This is a genomic window from Kitasatospora sp. NPDC024654, from assembly GCF_055559155.1.
The window spans coordinates 7,193-24,225 of sequence record NZ_JBVHLF010000061.1 but is presented as its reverse complement, the minus strand read 5'-3'; the positions used below and the strand labels follow the sequence as shown (position 1 = coordinate 24,225).

At 72.9% G+C, this 17,033-nt stretch carries 12 protein-coding genes, 1 tRNA gene and 1 pseudogene; 7 read left to right on the top strand and 7 right to left on the bottom strand.

Annotated elements, in window-relative coordinates; translation table 11 throughout:
- Nucleotides 1–3 precede the first annotated feature (3 nt).
- Both ACZ38L_RS28290 and ACZ38L_RS28285 read left to right on the top strand, forming a co-directional pair.
- Entirely contained in the window at nt 4–819 is an 816-nt protein-coding gene (locus ACZ38L_RS28290) for an SAM-dependent methyltransferase (protein WP_465698453.1), read from the top strand.
- A 22-nt stretch (nt 820–841) separates the two neighbouring features.
- A pseudogene (locus ACZ38L_RS28285) lies at nt 842–967 on the top strand (VOC family protein); the annotation flags it as partial.
- On the opposite strand, the gene coaE reads toward ACZ38L_RS28285, so the two are convergent.
- Both coaE and ACZ38L_RS28275 read right to left on the bottom strand, forming a co-directional pair.
- Nucleotides 933–1,523: a dephospho-CoA kinase gene (gene coaE, locus ACZ38L_RS28280; protein WP_465698451.1), complete on the bottom strand. Its 591-nt coding sequence runs from the start codon at nt 1,521–1,523 to the stop codon at nt 933–935. The pseudogene ACZ38L_RS28285 and the gene coaE overlap by 35 nt on opposite strands.
- A 9-nt stretch (nt 1,524–1,532) precedes the next feature.
- On the bottom strand, nt 1,533–2,180 hold the full coding sequence (locus ACZ38L_RS28275; protein WP_465698449.1) for an MBL fold metallo-hydrolase: 648 nt from the start codon (nt 2,178–2,180) through the stop codon (nt 1,533–1,535).
- Nucleotides 2,181–2,240: 60 nt separating this feature from the next.
- On the opposite strand from ACZ38L_RS28275, the gene ACZ38L_RS28270 reads away from it, so the two are divergent.
- Nucleotides 2,241–2,666, top strand: a complete 426-nt coding sequence (locus ACZ38L_RS28270) for a MarR family winged helix-turn-helix transcriptional regulator (protein ID WP_465698447.1) — start codon at nt 2,241–2,243, stop codon at nt 2,664–2,666.
- Nucleotides 2,667–2,881: 215 nt separating this feature from the next.
- Here ACZ38L_RS28270 and ACZ38L_RS28265 read toward each other — a convergent pair whose 3' ends face one another.
- Complete coding sequence (locus ACZ38L_RS28265; RefSeq protein ID WP_465698445.1) at nt 2,882–5,089, bottom strand: MMPL family transporter; 2,208 nt, start codon at nt 5,087–5,089, stop codon at nt 2,882–2,884.
- A gap of 233 nt (nt 5,090–5,322) precedes the next feature.
- Nucleotides 5,323–6,813: a 30S ribosomal protein S1 gene (gene rpsA, locus ACZ38L_RS28260; protein ID WP_396561473.1), complete on the bottom strand. Its 1,491-nt coding sequence runs from the start codon at nt 6,811–6,813 to the stop codon at nt 5,323–5,325.
- A 443-nt stretch (nt 6,814–7,256) separates the two neighbouring features.
- Here rpsA and ACZ38L_RS28255 point away from each other — a divergent pair, with 443 nt between their 5' ends.
- Together ACZ38L_RS28255 and hrpB are read left to right on the top strand one after the other, a co-directional pair.
- On the top strand, nt 7,257–8,123 hold the full coding sequence (locus ACZ38L_RS28255) for a class I SAM-dependent methyltransferase (RefSeq protein WP_465698443.1): 867 nt from the start codon (nt 7,257–7,259) through the stop codon (nt 8,121–8,123).
- Nucleotides 8,124–8,145: 22 nt separating this feature from the next.
- Nucleotides 8,146–10,716, top strand: coding sequence for an ATP-dependent helicase HrpB (gene hrpB, locus ACZ38L_RS28250; RefSeq protein ID WP_465698441.1), 2,571 nt, complete (start codon nt 8,146–8,148; stop codon nt 10,714–10,716).
- 671 nt (nt 10,717–11,387) lie between these two features.
- Here the strand turns inward: hrpB and polA are convergent.
- The gene (gene polA / locus ACZ38L_RS28245) at nt 11,388–14,072 is read right to left on the bottom strand and encodes a DNA polymerase I (RefSeq protein ID WP_465698483.1); all 2,685 of its coding nucleotides are present in this window, start codon (nt 14,070–14,072) and stop codon (nt 11,388–11,390) included.
- A gap of 250 nt (nt 14,073–14,322) precedes the next feature.
- Between polA and ACZ38L_RS28240 the strand changes: the two genes are divergently transcribed.
- The gene (locus tag ACZ38L_RS28240) at nt 14,323–14,814 is read left to right on the top strand and encodes a PaaI family thioesterase (protein WP_465698439.1); all 492 of its coding nucleotides are present in this window, start codon (nt 14,323–14,325) and stop codon (nt 14,812–14,814) included.
- A gap of 77 nt (nt 14,815–14,891) precedes the next feature.
- Here the strand turns inward: ACZ38L_RS28240 and ACZ38L_RS28235 are convergent, their stop codons facing one another.
- Nucleotides 14,892–15,545, bottom strand: a complete 654-nt coding sequence (locus tag ACZ38L_RS28235; protein ID WP_396561481.1) for an ANTAR domain-containing response regulator — start codon at nt 15,543–15,545, stop codon at nt 14,892–14,894.
- Nucleotides 15,546–15,644: 99 nt separating this feature from the next.
- Between ACZ38L_RS28235 and ACZ38L_RS28230 the strand changes: the two genes are divergently transcribed.
- A tRNA-Leu gene (locus ACZ38L_RS28230) sits at nt 15,645–15,717 on the top strand.
- A 134-nt stretch (nt 15,718–15,851) separates the two neighbouring features.
- Here ACZ38L_RS28230 and pyk read toward each other — a convergent pair.
- Nucleotides 15,852–17,033 (bottom strand): pyruvate kinase (pyk, locus tag ACZ38L_RS28225; RefSeq protein WP_465698435.1); only part of this gene is annotated, 1,182 nt, incomplete at its 5' end.

Genomic DNA, 17,033 nt, shown 5'->3' with positions numbered 1-17,033 from the left:
TGGATGTCATGGGACGACGACACCCCGCCGCCGGCCGAGCTGCACCCGGAGATCCCGCACCCGGCCCGGATGTACGACTACTACCTTGGAGGCAAGGACCACTTCCCGGCCGACCGGGCCGCCGCCGAGCGGGTGCTGGCGCTCGGGCCGATGGTGGGGATCAGCGCCCGGGCGAACCGGGCGTTCCTGCGGCGGGCCGTGCGGCAGCTCGCCGAGCTGGGGGTCGACCGGTTCCTGGACATCGGCACCGGCATTCCGACCGCCGGGAACACCCATGAGGTGGCGCGGGAGGTGAACCCGGACGCCCGGGTGGTGTACGTGGACAACGACCCGATCGTCCTGGCGCACAGCCGGGCGCTGCTCGCCGGGGCCGCGCCGGGCCGCGCCTCGGTGGTGGCGGGCGACCTGCGCGACCCGGCGGCGCTCCTCACCGAGCCGCGGATCCGGGCCCTGCTGACCGAGGGGCGGCCGGTGGCGCTGCTGCTGCTCGCGGTGCTGCACTTCGTCGAGGACGCGGACGGCCCGCGGGCGATCGTCCGCCGGCTGGTCGAGGCACTGCCCCCCGGCAGCTACCTGGCACTCTCGCACGCGACCGGCGACTTCGTGCCGGAGCGTGAGCGCGGCCGCGGGCCGGCGATCTACCGCGCCACCTCGGCCCCGCTCACCCTGCGCGGCAAGGACGACGTGGCGGGCTTCCTCGACGGCCTGCAGCTGCTCGACCCGGGCCTGGTCACGGCCGCCCAGTGGCGCCCCGACCGGCCCACCGAGGAGACCGACAGCCGGGTCGCCGTCTGGTCCGCCGTCGCCCGCAAGCCGTAGCGGTCCGAGCGCTCCCCATGTCGCCGGGGTCCGCTTCCCGGCGGAACCGCGGCACGAGCCGTACGGCACGGTCGCCGTCTTCGAGGACCTCTACGGAAACCGCTGGGACCTGCTCAGTCCTTCGTCAACCGCTCCCACAGCCGAGTGACCCGTTCGGCCAGCTGCCCGGGGGTGCCGTTGTTCTCCACCACCAGGTCGGCCACCGCGAGGCGCTGCTCGCGGGTGGCCTGGGCGGCCATCCGGGCCCGGGCCTCGGCCTCGGTCATCCCGCGCAGCCGGACCAGCCGGTCGAGCCGGACCTCCTCGTCGGCGTCCACCACGACCACCCGGTCGTAGAGCGGGGCCAGCCCGTTCTCGGCGAGCAGCGGGACGTCGTGCACCACCACCGCGTCCGGCCCGGCCGCCGCCTCCAGCTCGGCGGACCGGGCCCGGACCAGCGGGTGCACGATGGCGTTCAGCGCCTTCAGTCGCTCGGCGTCGGCGAAGACCAGCGCGCCCAGCGCCGGACGGTCCAGCGCGCCGTCCGGCCCGAGCACCTCGGGGCCGAACTCGGCCACCACGGCGGCCAGTCCGGGCGTGCCCGGGGCCACCACCTCACGGGCGATCACATCGGAGTCCACCAGCACCGCCCCGTGCGCCACGAGCAGCCTGGACACCTCGCTCTTGCCCGCCCCGATCCCGCCGGTCAGCCCGATCCTCCGCATGGGGGAAGGCTACACAGCGTCCAGATCCAGCCCGGCACCGGAGGTCAAGTACTGGTACGGCGCTCCCGTCCCCGGGCCGTCGTCGCCCAGGAAGCGCGCGCCGACCCCCAGCCCGGCCTCGCTGAGCAGCGCCTCGTGGATCCCGAGCACCCGGCCCGGCCGCACCTCGCGGACGTAGTCGACCAGCTCGCCGATCTTGTTCCACGGGCCGGACAGCGGCAGCAGCAGGGTCTCCACCGGCCGCTCGGGCACGGTCAGCGCGTCACCGGGGTGGAAGAGCCGGCCGTTCAGCAGGAAGCCGATGTTGCCGACCTGCGGCACGTCGGGGTGGATCAGCGCGTGCCACTCGCCGTGCACCGTGACGTCGATCCCGCCGACGTCGAACGCGTCGCCCTCGCCGACCACGGTCACCGCGGCGCCCAGCCCGGCCAGCTGGTCGGCGACCGCGCGGTTGGTCCAGATCCGCAGCCCGGGGTTGGCGGCCAGCGCCGCACGCACCTGGTCCTCGGTGAAGTGGTCGAAGTGCTCGTGGGTGATCAACAGCGCGTCGGCGCCCTGGACGGCCTCGGGTTCGGTGAACAGACCGGGGTCGATCACCAATGTGGTCTCGTCCTGCTCGATGCGGACGCAGGCGTGTCCGAACTTGGTCAGTCGCATGGGGAAATAGTACAGCAATGCTGCACAGTTTTGCTGTAGGTACTTCGGTAGGATGGAGCCATGAACGCCACCGACCCGATCGACCCGCTCCAGCTCGCCGCAGATCTCCGCAGCACCATCGGCGATCTGGTCCGCCAGGCGCGCAGCGAGTCGGTGCTCCCGCAGAACCAGGTCGGCGCGCTGGGCTGGCTGGTCCGTGAGGGCCCGCACACCACCGCCGAGCTGGCCGAACGCCAGCAGGTGCGGCACCAGTCGATGGCCCGCACGGTCACCCTGCTGACCGAGGCCGGACTGGTCCACCAGGAGCGGCACCCCACCGACGGCCGCAAGCTGGTGCTGCACGCCACCGCGGCCGGCACCGCGGCCCTGCACGACCAGCGCCGCCGCCGGGAGCGCCTGCTCGCCACCGCCATCGAGCGCGAGCTGAGCCCGGAGGAGCAGCAGACCCTGCGGGCGGCCGTCGAGCTGATGCGCCGGCTCACCTGAGCCGGTCCGGGAGTCACCTTCACGGGACTCGCGCGCTGTTCAGGACACCCCGTCCCGTCCCGAACCGAGGGATCCCCGCGTGACCTCCCTGCGCAAGACCCTGCTCGTCGCCACGACCGTCTGCGGCCTGCTGATCGGCGCCGCGGGTGCCGCCGCGGCCTGCGACAGCGCCAACCTCGGCGGCGCCCTGAACTCCGGCTTCGGCAACGCCTGCGTCAACGGCGAGCAGCCGCCACCACCGCCGGCCCGGTCGCCGCCGGGTCGCGCGGCGCGGGCACGTCGGCCGGCACGTCCGTCAGCGACGGCAGGGCGACGTGCTCGCGCAGCCCGAACCGGGTGTACAGCCGGCGCAGCGGCGCCGGCGCCCACCAGTTGAACTCCCCGAAGAACGACATGGTGGCCGGCACCAGCAGACAGCGCACCAGCGTCGCGTCCACCGCGACCGCCACCGCGAGCGCTATCCCCATCTCCTTGACCATGAGCATCTGCCCGGCCGCGAACCCGGCGAAGACGATCACCATCAGCAGCGCCGCCGAGGTGATGATCCGACCGCTGCGTTGCAATCCCAGTTGGACCGCCTCCCGGCAGCCGTAGCCCTGGTCCCGCAGCTCCTTGATCCGGGCCAGCAGGAAGACCTCGTAGTCCATCGAGAGGCCGAACGCGAAGGCGAAGACCAGCACCGGGATGAAGGTCTCCAGACCGCCCGTCGGGGCGAAGCCGAGCAGCCCGCTGAACCAGCCGTGCTGGAACACCAGGGTCAGCGCGCCCAGCGAACAACCCAGCGAGAGCACGTTCATCAGCAGCGCCTTGATCGGCATCACCACCGAGCCGGTCATCAGGAAGAGCAGCACCAGGGTGCCGACCGCCACCAGCCCGAGCGCCCACGGCCCGCGGGCACCCAGCTCGTGCTGGAAGTCGACCACGGTGGCCGCCCCGCCGGTGACCCAGGTGGTCAGCCCGCCGCGGTGCTCGCGCAGCTCGTGCACCACCTGTTCGGCCTGGCCGCCCTGCGGGTCGCCGGGTACCAGCACCTCCACCGTGTTGAGGTCCGGCCCCACCGGCTGCACGGCCCGCACCCCGGTGACCCCGGGCAGCTTGGCCACCACGGTGTCCGCGTACGTCCGCACCGCCTGCTCGCTCCCCCGCACCGCCACGGTGATCGGCGCCGGGGCCAGCTGCGGGAACCGCTGGGCGACGGTGTCCACCACCTGGCGGCCCGGCGAGGAGACCGGCAGCACCGCGGCCCCGGTGTCCCGCATCTGGGCGCCGAGGAACGGCGCGCCCGCCGCCCCCAGCAGCGCGACGCAGACCAGCGCCACCGGGACGGCCCGGCGCTGCACCCGGCGGACCGTGCGGGCGAAGAAGCCGTCGTCCGGCTCGGACTTCTTGGGCGGCTTGATCCGGTGCCCGGCGAAGCCGAGCAGGGCGGGGACCAGGGTGAGCGCCGCGGCGACCGCGATCACCACCACGCTGACCCCGGCCGCGGCGACCGCCCGGAACACTGGGCTGGTGAAGACGAAGAGGCCGGAGAGCGCGACCGCCACCGTGAGCCCCGAGAACGCCACCGTGCGCCCGGCGGTCGCGGCGGTCCGTTCCACCGCGGCGGCGAGTGGTGCGCCGTGGCCGCGCTCCTCGCGGAAGCGGTTCACCATCAGCAGCGCGTAGTCGATCGAGAGTCCCAGCCCCAGCACGGTGGCGATCGGCAGCACGCTGGTGTCGATGTCCATGATCTGGCTGAAACCGAACATGGCCAGCAGCGCCCCGCCCACCGAGGCGACCGCGCCGATCACCGGGAGGCTGGCCGCCGCCAGGCCGCCGAAGACCAGCACCATCACGATCAGGGTCAGCGGCAGGGTGACCAGCTCGCCGAACTTGGTGTCGGACTGGGTCTGGTCCTTGACCTCCTGCTGGACCACCAGGTCCCCGCCGACGGTGACCTTCGCGTCCGGCACCCGCAGCTCGCCGAGCCGCTGGGCGACCGCCTCCTGCTGCTTGGTGGTGCTGGCGTCGGTCATCTGCACGTTGATCAGGCTCGCCGAACCGTCCGCCGCGCGCAGCGCCGTCCCGGCCCCGGGCTGGTAGGCGTCGGAGACCGAGAGCACCCCGGGGAGCTTGGCCAGGTCCTGGGCGGCGACGGTGACCGCGTCCCGGACGGCCGGGGTGTCCACCGGCGGGCCGTCCACCACGGCGGTGACCGCACCGGCCGACGGATCCGCGGCGGCCAACACGCTGGTGCCGGCGGCGGACTCGGAGCCGCCGGTGGCGTTGCCGGTCGAGGTGCCCTCGAACACCCGGCCGCCGATCAGCACACCGACCACGAGCACCACAGCCCAGAACGCCAACACCCACCGCCGGTGACGGTGGCAGGCCCGGCCGAGCGCGGCCAGCCGGCCGGGAACTGCTGAGGTGAGGGGAGGAGTCACAGCTGCGGAGTGGCGCATAAAGCGGAACTGCCTAGCTTCCGGGGCGGGTGGGCCCGTTGGGTAACTCCTCCCACGGTAGGTGGTGTGTCCGAAAAGACCCATAGCGTCGAGATGAGCGCAATGTCACAGACCGCGCCGCCGCCGTCGGGAACCGATCCGGACACGACGGAGGGCCCCCACCCGGTCACCCCGGGTGGGGGCCCTCCTGAGCCTCAACTCAGCTCAGCTGCGGTTCAGCTCTGGCCGCCGGCCAGCTTCTCGCGCAGCGCGGCGAGCGCCTCGTCCGAGGCGAGAGCGCCGGAGCCCTCGTCGCTGGAGGACGAGTAGGAGCCACCGGCAGCGGCGGCGACGGCGTCGCCACCCTCGGCAGCGGCCTCGGCGTCGGCCTCACGGCTCTTGATGACCTGGGCCTGGTGCTGCTCGAAGCGGGCCTGCGCCTCGGCGTACTGGCGCTCCCACTCCTCACGCTGCTTCTCGTAGCCGGGCAGCCAGTCGTTCGCCTCGGGGTCGAAGCCCTCCGGGTAGATGTAGTTGCCCTGGTCGTCGTACGAGGCGGCCATGCCGTACAGGGTCGGGTCGAACTCGACCTCGGCCGGGTTGGCACCGAGGGCCTCGTTGGCCTGCTTCAGCGAGAGGCTGATGCGGCGACGCTCGAGGTCGATGTCGATGACCTTGACGAAGATCTCGTCGCCGACCTGGACGACCTGCTCCGGGATCTCGACGTGGCGCTCGGCCAGCTCGGAGATGTGGACCAGACCCTCGATGCCCTCGTCCACGCGGACGAACGCACCGAACGGAACCAGCTTGGTGACCTTACCCGGGACGACCTGACCGATCTGGTGGGTCCGGGCGAACTGCTGCCACGGGTCCTCCTGGGTCGCCTTCAGCGACAGGGAGACGCGCTCGCGGTCCATGTCGACGTCGAGAACCTCGACGGTGACCTCCTGGCCGACCTCGACGACCTCGGACGGGTGGTCGATGTGCTTCCAGGACAGCTCGGAGACGTGCACCAGGCCGTCGACGCCACCCAGGTCCACGAAGGCACCGAAGTTGACGATCGAGGAGACGACGCCGGAGCGCACCTGGCCCTTCTGCAGGGTGGTGAGGAAGGTCTGGCGGACCTCGCTCTGGGTCTGCTCCAGCCAGGCACGGCGGGACAGGACCACGTTGTTGCGGTTCTTGTCCAGCTCGATGATCTTGGCCTCGAGCTCCTTGCCGACGTACGGCTGGAGGTCGCGGACCCGGCGCATCTCGACCAGCGAGGCCGGGAGGAAGCCGCGGAGGCCGATGTCGAGGATGAGACCACCCTTGACGACCTCGATGACGGTACCGGTGACGATGCCGTCCTCTTCCTTGATCTTCTCGATCGTGCCCCAGGCGCGCTCGTACTGCGCACGCTTCTTGGACAGGATCAGACGACCCTCCTTGTCCTCCTTCTGGAGAACCAGGGCCTCGATGTTGTCGCCAACGGAGACAACCTCGTGCGGGTCGACGTCGTGCTTGATCGAGAGTTCGCGGGACGGGATGACACCCTCGGTCTTGTAACCGATGTCGAGGAGCACCTCGTCACGGTCGACCTTCACGATGACGCCCTCAACGATGTCACCGTCGTTGAAGTACTTGATGGTCTCGTCGATCGCCGCGAGGAAGGCTTCCGCGTCGCCGATGTCGTTGACCGCAACCTGCGGGGTGGTGCTGACAGAGGTGTCGGTGGGGCTCGTCATTAGGAAAAGGGCTCCGGTACGGACATGAAGTCGTAGGTAATGCCACGCGGGGGCCCGTATCGCTCCCACCGAAAGCCGGACAGCCAAGAACACGGCGCACCGGGTTTCTCCCCAGGGGAGATCCGGCGTCCGTCTTGCGACCGTGGGGTCTTCGACAGATGCGAGCGCGACCTGCTCCGTCCGAGGCGCGCAGGCCCGCAGCGCAACTTGTAGCATACGGGGACAGTCAAGCACGGTCAACGCCAGGGGCGCCGAGCGCGTGCGGACCGCTGTGGATCAGGCCATATCCTCACAACCGCCACCTCACACCGCCGACCGGCAGGTGTGGGGAGTGACTGCCGCAGGGGCCGGCTCCCCGGATGCCACCGCCTGAATCCCGCCCCGCAGGGGCCGGTGCCAAACAGCGGCGCTTTCCGCATCCCCTACCTTACGCGAGGCGCATTATGACCGCGGACACCACCCCTGGCCAGCCGGCCGCCGCCGACTGGATCCCCGACGGCGGGGACGACGACGTCGCGCTGCACCGCGCGACGCCGCCCGCCGAGAGCAGCCGGGCCAGCCGGCACTGGTGGGACCGCAACGCGGACGAGTACCAGGACGAGCACGGGCAGTTCCTCGGCGATGACCGGTTCACCTGGTGCCCCGAGGGCCTGGACGAGGCCGAGGCCCGGCTGCTCGGCGACCCGGCCGGGCTCCGCGGCCGGGACGTGCTGGAGATCGGCGCCGGGGCCGCCCAGTGCTCCCGCTGGCTGGCCGGGCGGGGCGCCCGGCCGGTGGCGCTGGACATCTCGTACCGGCAGTTGCAGCACTCCCGGCGGATCGACCTCGGGCGGGGCGGGCCGCTGATCCCGGTGGTGCAGGCCGACGCGGCGGCGCTGCCGTTCGCGGCCGGTTCCTTCGACCTGGCCTGTTCGGCCTACGGCGCGGTGCCGTTCAGCGCCGACACCGCCGAGCTGATGCGGGAGGTGCACCGGGTGCTGCGGCCCGGCGGGCGCTGGGTGTTCTCGGTGACCCACCCGGTGCGCTGGGCGTTCCCGGACGAGCCCGGCGCCGAGGGGCTGACCGCGACCGCGTCGTACTTCGACCGGACCCCGTACGTCGAGCAGGACGCCCGGGGGCGGGCCACCTACGTCGAGCACCACCGGACGCTGGGCGACCGGGTGCGGGAACTGGTCGGGGCCGGGTTCCGGCTGCTCGACCTGGTGGAGCCGGAGTGGCCGGCGGGGCTGGAGCAGGAGTGGGGCGGCTGGAGTCCACTGCGCGGGCGGCACCTGCCGGGGACGGCGATCTTCGTGGCCGAGCGCGACTGAGGATACTGCTGGGGTGGATGCCGTGACCTCGTCCCCGTCGGCGATCGACCTGCCCGTGCGCGCCGCGCTGCCCGCGTTGGAGCGTGCCCTCGCGGCGCGCGGGGTGGCCGTGCTCGCGGCGCCGCCCGGAACCGGCAAGACCACGCTGGTGCCGCTCGCGCTGGCCGGACTGCTCCCCCGGCCGGACGGCGGTGCCGAGCCGCGCCGGGTGCTGGTCGCCGAGCCGCGCCGGCTGGCCGTCCGCGCCGCCGCCCGCCGGATGGCCTGGCTGCTCGGCGAGCGGGTGGGCGGCCGGGTCGGACACACCGTCCGCGGGGAGCGGGTGGTCGGGCCGGACACCGTGGTCGAGGTGGTCACCACCGGTGTCCTGCTCCAGCGGCTCCAGCGCGACCAGGAGCTGACCGGGGTCGACACCGTACTGCTCGACGAGTGCCACGAGCGGCACCTGGACGCCGACACCGCGCTCGCCTTCCTGCTCGACGTCCGGGCCGCGCTCCGCCCCGAGCTCCAGGTGGTCTGCGCCTCCGCCACCTCGGACACCGCCGCCTGGGCCGCCTTGCTTGGCGGCCCGGACGGACCGGCCGAGGTGGTCGAGGCGCACGGCAGCTCGTACCCCGTCGAGACCGTCTGGGCGCCACCACCCCGCCCGGTCCGGCCGCCGCAGGGCACCCGGACCGACCCCGCGCTGCTGGAGCACGTGGCCGCCGTGGTGCGCCGGGCGCTCGCCGAGCAGAGCGGCGACCTGCTCTGCTTCCTGCCCGGGGTGGGCGAGATCGCCCGGGTCGCCGGGCTGCTCGGCGGCGGTGCCGGGCTCGACGGCGTCGAGCTGCTGCAACTGCACGGCGGGGCGCCGCGGGCCGTGCAGGACGCGGCGCTGACCGCGGGCGGGCGGCGACGGGTGATCCTGAGCACCTCGGTGGCCGAGTCCTCGCTGACCGTGCCGGGGGTGCGGATCGTGGTGGACAGCGGGCTGGCCCGGGAGCCGCGCACCGACCACGCGCGGGGGCTGGCCGGGCTGGCGACCGTTCGTTCCTCGCTGGCCACCGGGCGGCAGCGGGCCGGGCGGGCCGGGCGCGAGGCTCCGGGCGCGGTCTACCGCTGTTGGGCGGAGCTGGAGGACGCCCGGGCGCCGCGGTTCCCCGCGCCGGAGATCGCGCTGGCCGACCTCACGCCGTTCGCCTTGCAGGCCGCCTGCTGGGGTGACCCGGAGGCGCGCACGCTGGCCCTGCCGGATCCGCCACCCGCGGGGGCGATGGCCGCGGCGCGGCGGACGCTGACCGCGCTCGGTGCGGTGGACACGGACGGCCGGGCCACCGCGCGCGGGCGGCGGCTGGCCCGCACCGGGCTGCACCCGCGGCTGGCCCGGGCGCTGCTGGACGGTGCGCCGCTGGTGGGCGCGCGACGGGCGGCGGAGCTGGTCGCGCTGCTGTCGGAGGAGCCGCCGCGGACGCTCGGCGACGACCTGGCGGGGGTCTGGCACGCGGTGCGCGCGGCGGCGAGCGGGGACGCGTACGCGGCGCGCTGGCGGGACGAGACCCAGCGGCTGCGGGCCCAGGTGGACGCCGCCGTGGACGCCCCGGCCGCCGGCCCGCCGGACGCGGCGACGCCGGGACTGATCACCGCGCTGGCCCAGCCGGAGCGGATCGCCCGGGTCCGGGGGCGCGGGGCCACCGCCTATCTGATGACCTCCGGGACGGCCGGGGAGCTGTCGGCGGGGTCCGCCTTGTCCGGCGCGGAGTGGCTGGCGGTAGCGGTCGCGGACCGGCCGGCCGGCTCACCGTCCGCGCGGATTCAGAGAGCGGCGCTCATCGACGAGAGCACTGCTCGCAGTGCTGCCGCACACCTGCTCGGCGAGCGGGAGGAGGTGCTCTGGGCGGTGCCGCCGGGCAGCCGTCGCGGGGACGTGGCGGCCCGGCGCGTCACCTCGTTGGGCGCCCTCGACCTCGAGGCCGAACCGCTCGGCACGGCCGCGCCGGCGCTGCTCCGGGCCGCCCTGCTGGACGGGCTGGCCCGCGAGGGGGTGACCGAGCTCCTGCGGTGGTCGGAGGCGGCGGGCTCGCTGCGCCAGCGGCTCGCCTTCCTGCACCACGCGATCGGCGGGCCGTGGCCGGACGTCAGCGACCGGGCCCTGCTGGCGGCGGCCGAGCAGTGGCTGGAACCGGAACTCTCCCGAGCCCGCCGGCGCGCCGACCTGGAACGCCTGGACACCGCCGCCGCCCTGCAACGCCTGCTCCCCTGGGCCTCCGGAGAGGCCGGCCGACTCGACGAACTGGCCCCGGAACGGATCACCGTCCCCAGCGGCTCCCGGATCCGGGTCGACTACAGCGACCAAGGCCCGGTCCTCGCGGTCAAGTTGCAGGAGCTCTTCGGCTGGGACGCCGCCCCCGCCCTGGCCGGCGGCCGCGTACCGCTCACCGTCCACCTGCTCTCCCCCGCCGGCCGCCCGGCGGCGGTCACCGGCGACCTCGCCTCCTTCTGGCGCGACGGCTACCGCGCCGTGCGCGCCGACCTCCGCGGTCGCTACCCTCGCCACCCCTGGCCCGAGGACCCGACGACGGCTGCCCCGACCCGCCGCACCAACCCCCGCCGCTGAGCCGGCCCGATCCCGGGGAGGCCCGCCCAGCGCCCCCAGCGCCACAGCGCCCCCAGGGGCGGCCTCGTCGACTTCCCGCTCCTCGGCACGCCCAGCCACCGAAAGGTTGCGTGCTCACGCACCTACTCCCGCGCGACACGCCGAGCAGTCCGAGATTCAGCCCAAGCATCGGAAGGTTGCGTGCACACACACCCATCCCCACGCAGTGCCCCGAAGTCAGCCTCGCCGACCTCTCGCTCCACCCCTCGGACACCAGCCCGGATCGAGAGGCCCCAGGCATCTCAGCCGGCCGGAAAGTCGGCGCTGCCCACTTTCCGCGCCGATGCCCCACCGCCACTGGCGAGTTGAAGAGTCGGCGAAACCAACCTCCGACCCACCCGCTACCGCGCCAGGAATCAACCCCACCGAGCCCGAGAAGAGCGCCCCGGAAGCGCGAGCACGGTGCCACCGCTCCAACAGACCGCCCAGCGATAAGCCGAAAGTCGACCCCGCCGACTTCCCATGCCAGGAGAACGCCCTTGGCATCGGATTCACGCCGGGAAAAGCGCCCCGGAAGCGCGATCGCGGCGCCCACCCCCAACGGGCCACCCGGCCGGCGCGGCAGGCGGCAGCCGAGCGCCGGGGCGCAGCATCCGCGCTGCGCCCCGGGGCAAGACGGCGCCGGCCCGGCGTCAGTGCGCCGCGGCCTCCCAGTCCCTTCCCACACCCACCGAAACGTCCAGCGGTGCGCGCAGCGCGTACGCGCCCGCCATCTCCTCCCGGACCAGGGCCTCGACCTCCTCGCGCTCGCCCGCCGCCAGCTCCAGCACGATTTCGTCGTGCACCTGGAGCAGCATCCGCGAGCGGAGCCCGGCGCCGGTCAGCCGGTCGTCGACCCGCAGCATCGCGATCTTGACGATGTCGGCGGCTGAGCCCTGGACCGGGGCGTTCAGCGCCATCCGCTCGGCCATCTCGCGCCGCTGACGGTTGTCGCTGGTCAGGTCGGGCAGGTAGCGGCGGCGGCCGAGCAGGGTCTCGGTGTAGCCGACCGCGCGGGCCTCCTCGACCACCCGGTGCAGGTAGTCGCGCACCCCGCCGAAGCGCTCGAAGTAGGTGTCCATCAGCCCCTGCGCCTCGGCCGGCTTGATCCCGAGCTGCTGCGACAGCCCGTACGCCGAGAGCCCGTACGCCAGCCCGTACGACATCGCCTTGATCTTGCGGCGCATCTCGGCGTCGACCTGGGTCCGCTCGACCCCGAAGACCGACGAGGCGACCGTGGTGTGCAGGTCCTCCCCGCTGGTGAAGGCCTCGATCAGCGCCTCGTCCTCGGAGAGGTGGGCCATGATCCGCAGTTCGATCTGCGAGTAGTCGGCGGTCAGCAGCGACTCGTACCCCTCGCCGACCACGAAGCCGCGCCGGATCGCCCGCCCCTCCTCGGTGCGGACCGGGATGTTCTGCAGGTTCGGGTCCTGCGAGGAGAGCCGGCCGGTGGCGGCGACCATCTGGTTGAAGGTGGTGTGGATCCGGCCCTGCGGCGAGACCGTCTTGAGCAGGCCCTCGACGGTGGTGCGCAGCTTGGCCTGGTCGCGGTGGCGGAGCAGGATGACCGGAAGCTCGTTGTCGGTCTGGGTGGCCAGCCAGGTCAGCGCGTCGGCGTCGGTGGTGTACCCGGTCTTGATCTTCTTGGTCTTGGGCAGGTCCAGCTCGCCGAAGAGGATCTCCTGCAGCTGCTTGGGCGAGCCGAGGTTGAACGGGCGGCCGGCGGCGGCGTGCGCCTCCTCCACGACCCGCTGGATCTCGACCGCGAACTGGTTCTCCAGCGCGGTGAGATGGGCCCGGTCGGCGGCGATGCCGGCGCGTTCCATCCGGGCCAGCAGGGCGGCGATCGGCAGCTCCATGTCGCGCATCAGCTCGGTGGCGCCGACCTCGGCGAGCCGGACCTCGAAGAGCGCGGCCAGGTCGAGCACGGTCCGGGCCTGGGCCATCAGCGCCCGGGCGTCGGCCGTGGCGTCCTCCTCCGGCGCGTCGAAGGAGAGCTGGCCGCTCTCGGCGGCCGCGGCCGGGCTGAGCGAACGGCCCAGGTACTCCTCGGCGAGCACCTCCAGGCCGAAGGTGCGCCGGCCGGGCTTCTCCAGATAGGCGGCGAGCGCGGTGTCGGCGGTGACGCCCTCGATCCGCCAGCCGTGCTCGGCGAAGGCGCGCATCACCTGCTTGGCGATGTGCAGCGCCTTGGGCCGGGTCGGGTCGGCCAGCCAGCCGGCGAAGGCCCGCTCGTCCTCCTCGGCGAGCTGGGACGGGTCGAACCAGGCCGCGTCCGTCGCCGAGGCGAGCGCGATCTCCCGCACCTCGCCGCTGCCGAGCGCCCAGGCGTAGAGGGCGGCCAGCGCCACCGGGTCGTCACCGGCGGCCTGCTCGGCGAGCCAGCCGGCCAGCGCGCCGGGCTCGGTGAGCAGGGTGCCCTCGACCTCGACACCGGGCTCGACGAGCACCGGCCCGGCCTCGGCGGCACCGGCCGGGTCGACGCCGAACAGCCGCTCGCGGAAGTTGGGGTTGCGGAACTCCAGCGCGTCCATCAGCTGCCCGACGGCCGCCCGATCGAACGAGGCCCGGGCCAAGTCGTCGACGCCCAACGGCAGTTCGACGTCCCGGACCAGCTCGGTGAGCACCCGGTTGCGCTTGACCGAGTCGAGGTGCTCGCGCAGCTTCTCGCCGATCTTGCCCTTGACCTCGTCGGCCCGGGCGATCAGCTCGTCGAAGGAACCGAACTGGTTGACCCACTTCGCCGCGGTCTTCTCGCCGACGCCGGGGATGCCGGGCAGGTTGTCGGACGGGTCGCCGCGCAGCGCGGCGAGGTCCGGGTACTGACGGGGCGTCACGCCGTACTTCTCGGCCACCTTCTCCGGGGTGTAGCGGGTCAGCTCGGAGACGCCCTTGGTCGGGTAGAGCACCGTGACGTGCTCACTGACCAGCTGCAGCGAGTCGCGGTCGCCGGTGACGATCAGCACCTCGAAGCCACGCTCGGCGGCGGCGGTGGCCAGCGTGGCGATGATGTCGTCGGCCTCGAAGCCCTCCAGGGCCATCCGCGGCACCTTCATCGCGTCCAGCAGCTCGCCGATCAGGCCGATCTGGCTGCGGAACTCGTCCGGCGTCTTGGCCCGGTTGGCCTTGTACTCCGGGAACTCCTCGGACCGGAAGGTCTTCCGGGAGACGTCGAAGGCGACCGCGAGGTGGGTGGGCGCCTCGTCCCGCACGGTGTTGGAGACCATCGAGGCGAAGCCGTAGACCGCGTTGGTCGGCTGGCCGGTGGAGGTGTTGAAGTTCTCCACCGGCAGGGCGTAGAACGCCCGGTACGCCAGGGAATGGCCGTCGAGCAGCATCAGCCGGGGCCGCGCCCCCGAAGCGCCACCCGCCGCACTCTGCACCGCACTCTGCGTAGCCACGTCAACGTCCGTTCCTAGCCGACTCCACTGCCTGTCCTGGCATCCTAGGGCGCCGCACCGACATCCCGGGCAACGCGGACGGCGGACGCCCCCAGCACCCGCCACCCCGCGACCGGCGACCCGGGCGCCGGTCGTACGATCACGAAAGGCCGCCCCCTCGCGGCCCCCACGACGGCAGGAGATTCGCATGACCGAGGCGACCCCCACCGAGACCGCGGCCGCCACCGAGAGCCCGGCCGAACCGGTGCTGGACGTGCCGCAGGACGTCCTGGACCACTTCGCCAAGCTCGGCGTCACCGCCGCCACCTTCTCCGGCGGGCACCTCGGCGACAAGCTGGGCATCCGGATCGTCGAGGCCTCCGGCGACCGGGTCCTGGGCACCATGCCGGTGGAGGGCAACCAGCAACCGTACGGCCTGCTGCACGGTGGCGCCTCGGCCGCGCTGGCCGAGACCCTCGGCTCGATCGGCGCGATGCTGCACGCCGGGCCCGGCCGGTACGCGGTCGGCGTGGACCTGAACGTGACGCACCACCGCTCGGCCACCTCGGGCCTGGTGACCGGGGTGGCGACCGCCGTCTTCAAGGGCCGGACCGCCGCCACCTACGAGATCGCGATCACCGACGACACCGGCCGGCGGATCACCAGCTGCCGGCTGACCTGCGCGCTGCGCGACCTCTGAGACGGCGACCGGAACCGAAAGCCGTGGGACCCGGACCCACCCAGGATCCGGGCCCCACGGCGTCGCGGCCGGGCCGCTCAGCCCTCACCGCCCTCGGCCTTCTTCCGGTCCTGGGCGACGCCCTCCTCGATCACGGCCTCGGCCACCGCCGCCATGGTCATCCGGCGGTCCATCGAGGTCTTCTGGATCCAGCGGAACGCGGCCGGCTCGGTCAGCCCGAACTTGGTCTGCAGCACGCTCTTCGCCCGGTCCACCAGCTTGCGGGTCTCCAGGCGCTGGGTGAGGTCGGCGATCTCCTCCTCCAGCGTGCGCATCTCGGTGTAGCGGGAGACCGCCATCTCGATCGCCGGCACCAGGTCGCTCTTGGAGAACGGCTTGACGATGTACGCCATCGCGCCGGCGTCCCGCGCCCGGTCGACCAGCTCGCGCTGGGAGAAGGCGGTGAGCATCAGCACCGGCGCCAGGTGCGCCTGGTGGATCCGCTCGGCGGCGGAGAGTCCGTCCAGCACCGGCATCTTGACGTCGAGGATCGCCAGGTCCGGCCGCAGTTCCTCGACCAGCTTGACCGCCGTCTCGCCGTCCCCGGCCTCGCCGACGACGGTGTAGCCCTCCTCCTCCAGCATCTCCTTCAGGTCGAGGCGGATCAGCGCCTCGTCCTCGGCGATGACAATTCGGGTGATCTGGGGCGAGTCGGTCTCAAGCGCCTGGGGCTGCTCGTCGGCGGTGCTCACGGGGCTCCTCGTTCCGGCGGGGACTGCATGCACGAGGGTACCCAGACACGGTATGTTGGTGTCACTTCGGGTCGGGGGCTTCCTTCGAATCCGAGGCAAGCCCCGGTAGCCCAGCGGTAGAGGCAATGGTCTCAAACACCATCCAGCGTGGGTTCGAATCCCACCCGGGGTACTCGCCTTTCTTTCAAAGGCCGATTTCCATCCTTGGAGATCTTCGTCACTACGGGTGAAGCGGTGGATCGGCCGCCACGCGCATCGAACGGGGACGGGCGTGGCGCCCCCCGTGCGGGAGGCGCCACCCGTCGGTCAGTTGTCCAGCTCCCCCACGTGGTGCACCCGCACCAGGTTGGTCGAGCCGGCCAGGCCGGGCGGAGAACCGGCCGTGATGATCACGATGTCGCCGCGCTTGCAGCGCCCGAGGCTGAGCAGCTGCGCGTCGACCTGGGCGACCATCTCGTCGGTGGTCGGCACGAACGGACCGAGGAAGGTCTCCACCCCCCAGGTGAGCGCGAGTTGGCTGCGCACCGCCGGCTCGTAGGTGAACGCGAGAACCGGGATCGGCGAGCGGTAGCGGGTCAGCCGGCGGGCGGTGTCGCCGCTCTGGGTGAAGGCGATCAGGTACTTGGCGTGCAGGAAGTCGCCGATCTCGGCGGCCGCCCGGGCCACCGCGCCGCCCTGGGTGCGCGGCTTGCTGCGCTCGGTCAGCGGAGGCAGTCCGGCGGCCAGCACCTCCTGTTCGGCGGCCTCGATGATCCGGCCCATCGTCCGGACCGTCTCGATCGGGTACTTGCCGACCGAGGTCTCCCCGGAGAGCATCACCGCGTCGGTGCCGTCCAGCACCGCGTTGGCGACGTCGGAGGCCTCGGCGCGGGTCGGCCGGGACGCGTTGATCATCGAGTCCAGCATCTGGGTGGCGACGATCACCGGCTTGGCGTTCCGCCGGGCCAGCTTGATGGCCCGCTTCTGGACCAGCGGGACCTGCTCCAGCGGCATCTCGACGCCCAGGTCGCCGCGGGCGACCATGATCCCGTCGAAGGCGTCGACGATGCCGTCCAGGTTCGCCACCGCCTGTGGCTTCTCCACCTTGGCGATGACCGGGAGGAACCGCCCCTCCTCGCGCATCACCTGGTGGACGTCCTCGATGTCCCGGCCGCTGCGGACGAAGGAGAGCGCGATCAGGTCGGCGCCGATCCGCAGGGCCCAGCGCAGGTCGGCGACGTCCTTGTCGCTGAGCGCGGGCACCGAGACGGCGACTCCGGGGAGGTTGAGGCCCTTGTGGTCGGAGACCAGGCCCCCCTCGATGACGATGCAGTGGACCCGCGGCCCGTCGACGTGGGTGACCTCCAGGCAGACCCGGCCGTCGTCGACCAGGATCCGCTCGCCGCGGGTGACGTCACCCGCGAGGCCCCGGTAGGTGGTGTCGCAGCGCTCCTTTTCCCCCGGGAAGTCCTCCCCCGGGATGGTGAAATCGTTTCCCCGCTCCAGGAA